The organism is Streptomyces odonnellii (genome assembly GCF_000981895.1).
GTDB classification, from domain to species: Bacteria; Actinomycetota; Actinomycetes; order Streptomycetales; family Streptomycetaceae; genus Streptomyces; species Streptomyces odonnellii.
Map to the genome: position 1 here is coordinate 1 of NZ_LATD01000004.1, position 4,639 is coordinate 4,639.

Consider the following 4,639-nt stretch of genomic DNA (forward strand, 5'->3'; position numbering starts at 1 on the left):
AGACAGCCCCGGCCGCGCGTCCCGCCTCCCGCCTACAGGCCCGTGCGCCACCTGCCGGACGCGGGAAGGCAGCGGCGGGAGCGCCCGCGCTGGGGGACCCGGGTGGCGACGACGCTCTCCGTGCTGGTGCTGGGGGCCGGCGGGATCGGCCACGCGGTGATGACCAGCCTGGACACCGGGATCGGCCGGGTCGACGCCTTCAAGGACATGAAGAACCGGCCCGCCGCCGGCCAGGGCCTGAATCTGCTGCTCGTCGGCACCGACGGCCGCGACCGGATCACCCAGGACGAGCGGCGGGCCTACCGGCTCGGCGGGGCGCCGTGCCACTGCACCGACACGATCATGCTGGTGCACCTCTCGGAGAACGGGGAGCGCGCGAGCGTGGTGAGCGTGCCGCGCGACAGTTACGCGGAACTGCCCGAGCACACCGATCCCGCCACCGGCAAGCAGCACCGCTCCCATGTGGTGAAGCTGAACGCGGCGTACGCGGAGGGCGGGCCGAATCTGACGGTCAGGACCCTTGAGCACATGACGGGTGTGAAGATCAACCACTATCTGGAGGTCGACTTCGCGAGCTTCATGAAGACGGTGGACGCGCTGGGCGGGGTGGAGATCTGTACGCCCAAGGCGCTCAAGGATTCGTACACCGGTCTCGATCTGACCCCCGGTACGCACAAGCTGAACGGCGGCCAGGCTCTCCAGTACGTACGGTCGCGGCATGTCGACGGCGCGGCGGATCTCGGCAGGATGCGGCGCCAGCAGCGCTTTCTGGCCGCGCTGATCAGCCGGGCCACCTCCAGCGGTGTGCTGCTGAACCCGGTGAAGTTCCGGGACGTCACGTCGACGATGCTCAACTCCGTACGGGCGGACGCGGGGTTCGGTACGGAACAGATGCTGGCTCTCAACGAGGCGATGCGCGGCTTCTCACCCTCTTCGTCCGAATTCACCTCGGTGCCGCTGGCGGGCAAGGGGCACGGTGTGGCGGTCAAGGGGGTCGGCTCGACGGTGAAGTGGGATCCGGTGAAGTCGAAGGCGCTGTTCCGGGCGCTGCGCGAGGACAGACCGCTGACCGGCCGGAAGAGCCGGCCGGAACAGGAGTCGGTGTCCAGGCCGGTGGCTTCGACGGCGAGCGGGCAGCACGGGAGCGGGCAGTACGGGAGCGGGCAGCCGACGGCGCTGGTCGAGGTGGCGCCCGAACAGATCCGGGTGCAGGTCTACAACGCGACACGCAAGGACGGACTCGGCCGCCGCGCCGACGACGCCCTGCGCGCCACCGGTTTCGCCACCACCGGCTCCCCCCTCAACGCCGACGAACGCGATCTGGCACGGACGGTCGTGCAGTACGACCCGCGCTGGGACCGCTCGGCGAAGTCCCTGGCAGCCGCCCTGCCCGGCAGTGAACTGCGCCCGTCGCGGCAGCAGGGCCCGACGCTCAAGGTGATGATCGGCACGGACTACAGGGCGGTGACTCCGGTACGGGCCGGGGAGCCGCCGAAGGACGGGCAGGACGACCAGTTCGGGACGGTGACCGGGGACGAGGTCGTCTGCCCCTGAGTTGGTCCGGCTCCGAAAAGCGTCCTCACGGTCCGGCGGACAGGCGCTAAGGGCTGTCCCGTAATCGCTGGTGGGTCAGCGCGCGGCGTCAGATGCGGTGCATCGCAAGGCGGAGGGACGTCCCCATACTGGGCGTATGGGGATGTTCCGACAACGCGGCGAGGTGCCGTAGCTGTCGTTGCGCGCCCGCCATGGATTGCGGGACAGCCCTTAGGGCGCGGCGGACAGGCGCTCGGTGTCCCGGCCCGGCGAGATGCCGAATGTCTTCCGGTAGTCGCGGCTGAACTGCGACGGACTTTCGTAGCCGACGCGATAGCCGATCTCCGCGACACTTCCGGACCGGGTCATGAGGAGAACGCGGGCCGCTTGGAGCCGGATTTGCTTCTGGAACTGGATCGGTGTCATCGATGTTGCGGAACGGAAATACCGGTGGAAGGACGATTCGCTCATTCCGGAGAGCGCCGCCAGGTCCGCCACACGAATGGGTTCGCGGAAATGGTCGCGAATCCAGCGGATGGCCCGGGAGATATGCGTGACAGCGCTGTTGGCGAGGCCGATCTGCCGTACGAGAGCGCCCTGGTCGCCGGTGACGAGCCGCCACAGGATCTCCCGCTCGTACCCGGGCCCGAGCACCCGCAGATCGTCCGGGCGGTCGACGAGCCGGAGCAGCCGTACGACGGGATCGAGCAGCTCCGGAGTCGCGTCGCTGATCGCGAGACCGGAGAACGCCGGCGGCTTCGCGGACCCGGTGGTCTCCAGCAGCAGCGGCGCGATCGCCGCCGGCCGCAGCCGCATGGCGAAGACGCTGAACGGTTCGTCCGGACCCGCCTCCAGCGCCTGGCCGATCACCGGTAGGTCCAGCGACACGACGAGGAACTGGCCGGCGCGGTAGTCGTACGGGACCCCGTTGAGCACGGTGCGCTTGACGCCCTGGGCCACGACCACGAACGACGGCTCCGTCATCGCGCTCTCCGGGGGCGTGGGCCGGTCCGTGACCATCGCGGTCACGCCGTCCATGAGCGTCCTCCGCCCCAGCGGTCCGCCGTCGGCGTGCCGCACGATCAGCGTGCGCAGTTCATCGAGCAGGTCCATGCCTCCAGCGAACCACCTGGCGCCGGGGCGCCACCACGCGCCTCGGCACGGTACGAGCGAGGTTGACGGGATCGTGCAAGACGGCAGCAGGATCGGGTTCACGCCCGGGCGAACGCGCGTGGTGCGATGGACAGGTCCGTACGACGACCCGGGATTCACGCCCGGGAGAATTCCGGCCGGAAAAATCACGACCGGTCAACACGACCGGTCAAGTAGAAAGGCGCGCGCCGATGGAACGCAGGACCCTGGGAAAGACCGGAATATCCGTCAGCGAGCTCTCACTGGGTGCGATGATGTTCGGCCGCATGGGAAATCCGGATCACGAGGACTCGATCCGTGTCATCCACCGTGCGCTGGACGCGGGAATCAATGTCATCGACACCGCCGATGTCTATTCGCTGGGCGAGTCCGAGGAAATCGTCGGGAAGGCGGCCAGGGGCCGCCGTGACGATCTCGTCATCGCCACGAAATTCGGGCTGCCGATGGGCGAGGACCCGAACCGGCGGGGCGGCTCACGGCGGTGGATCGTCCGCGCGGTCGAGGACAGCCTGCGCCGTCTCGGTACCGACCACATCGACCTCTACCAGATGCACCGCCCCGACCACGGGACGGATGTCAGCGAGACACTGGCGGCCCTGACCGATCTGGTCCGCGCCGGGAAGATCCGGGCGTTCGGCTCCTCGATGTTCCCCGCGGAGCTGATCAGCGAGGCCCAGTGGGCGGCGGAGCGCCAGGGTTCGTACCGGTTCCTGACCGAGCAGTCGATGTACTCCCTCTTCACCCGCGGGCCCGAGAGGGCGGTGTTCCCGACCGCGCAGCGCCATGGGCTCGGCATGCTGACCTTCAGCCCGCTCAACGGGGGCTGGCTCTCCGGCCGGGCCGACCTGGCGTCGAGCCACCGCGCCTCGTCCCGGCCCGCGCACTACGACACGACGACACCGACCGGCAGGCTCAAGGCCACCGCGCTCACCGGACTCACCGCCCTCGCCGGAGAGATGGGCATCACACTGCCGCATCTCGCGATCGCCTTCGCCCGCGCGCACCCGGCCGTCACATCCGTACTGATCGGTCCGCGCACCGCGGAACAGCTCGACGGAGTCCTGCCGGGTGCGGACATCGACCTGCCGGACGACGTTCTGGACCGTATCGACGCGATCATCACGCCGGGAACGGACCTCAGCCCCGCGGACAACTACGCGACCACGCCGCCCGCGCTGGAGAACCCGAGGCTCCGCCGACGTTCCGCCGGGACCGTGTCCGGGATCTAGCCGCCGGGACCGCGTCCGGAATCCAGTGCCTCTCCCTGCAAGGTCTGCCGGTCGCGGCACTAGTTGTCGATGCCCTCCGCCGCCCGCTTCTCCCTTAGTTCCTGGATCTCCCGGCGCCGGGCCAGCCGGTGCGTGCGGCGGATCTGGGCCTCCTGGTAGCGGCGCTTGTCCCGCTCGGTCTCCGGGATCACCGGCGGTACGGGCCGGGGCCTGCCGTCCGCGTCGACGGCCGCGAAGACCAGATAGGCGCTGCCGACCTGGGTCGCCGGGGTCGACTCGTTCCAGCGCTCGGCAAGGACCCGTACACCGATCTCCATCGAACTGCGCCCGGTCCAGTTGCACTGCGCGCGTACGTGGACCAGGTCGCCCACGCGGACCGGCGCGAGAAACACCATCTCGTCCATGGAGGCGGTCACCGCCGGGCCGCCGGAGTGGCGCCCCGCGACGGCGCCCGCCGCGTCGTCCACGAGCTTCATGATCACGCCACCGTGCACCGTACCGAGCAGGTTCGTGTCACTGGCCGTCATGATGTGGCTGAGCGTGGTACGGGAGGCGGAGGTGGGCTTGCCCGGTATCCCGGACTCCGGCCGGGTGGCCTGATCTGTCATGCGCCCCACCTTATGCGGCCTCTGTACAGCGGCCGGGCAGGGGCCCGGGCGCTGTACAGAGGCCGCATAAGGTGGGGCGCATGACAGATCAGGCCACCCGGCCGGAGTCCGGGATAC

At 69.6% G+C, this 4,639-nt stretch carries 4 protein-coding genes; 2 read left to right on the forward strand and 2 right to left on the reverse strand.

Going from position 1 to position 4,639, the window contains the following annotated elements:
- Positions 1–1,554, forward strand: a 1,554-nt coding sequence (locus tag WH07_RS00535; RefSeq protein WP_408645782.1) for an LCP family protein, incomplete at its 5' end; no start/stop codon positions are given.
- Positions 1,555–1,764: 210 nt separating this feature from the next.
- On the opposite strand, the gene WH07_RS00540 is transcribed toward WH07_RS00535, so the two are convergent.
- Positions 1,765–2,646: an AraC family transcriptional regulator gene (locus WH07_RS00540; protein ID WP_046494182.1), complete on the reverse strand. Its 882-nt coding sequence runs from the start codon at positions 2,644–2,646 to the stop codon at positions 1,765–1,767.
- Between the two features lie 230 nt (positions 2,647–2,876).
- Here WH07_RS00540 and WH07_RS00545 point away from each other — a divergent pair, with 230 nt between their 5' ends.
- On the forward strand, positions 2,877–3,914 hold the full coding sequence (locus WH07_RS00545) for an aldo/keto reductase (RefSeq protein ID WP_046494183.1): 1,038 nt from the start codon (positions 2,877–2,879) through the stop codon (positions 3,912–3,914).
- A 59-nt stretch (positions 3,915–3,973) separates the two neighbouring features.
- Here WH07_RS00545 and WH07_RS00550 read toward each other — a convergent pair whose 3' ends face one another.
- The gene (locus tag WH07_RS00550) at positions 3,974–4,522 is read right to left on the reverse strand and encodes an acyl-CoA thioesterase (protein WP_046494184.1); all 549 of its coding nucleotides are present in this window, start codon (positions 4,520–4,522) and stop codon (positions 3,974–3,976) included.
- Positions 4,523–4,639 lie beyond the last annotated feature (117 nt).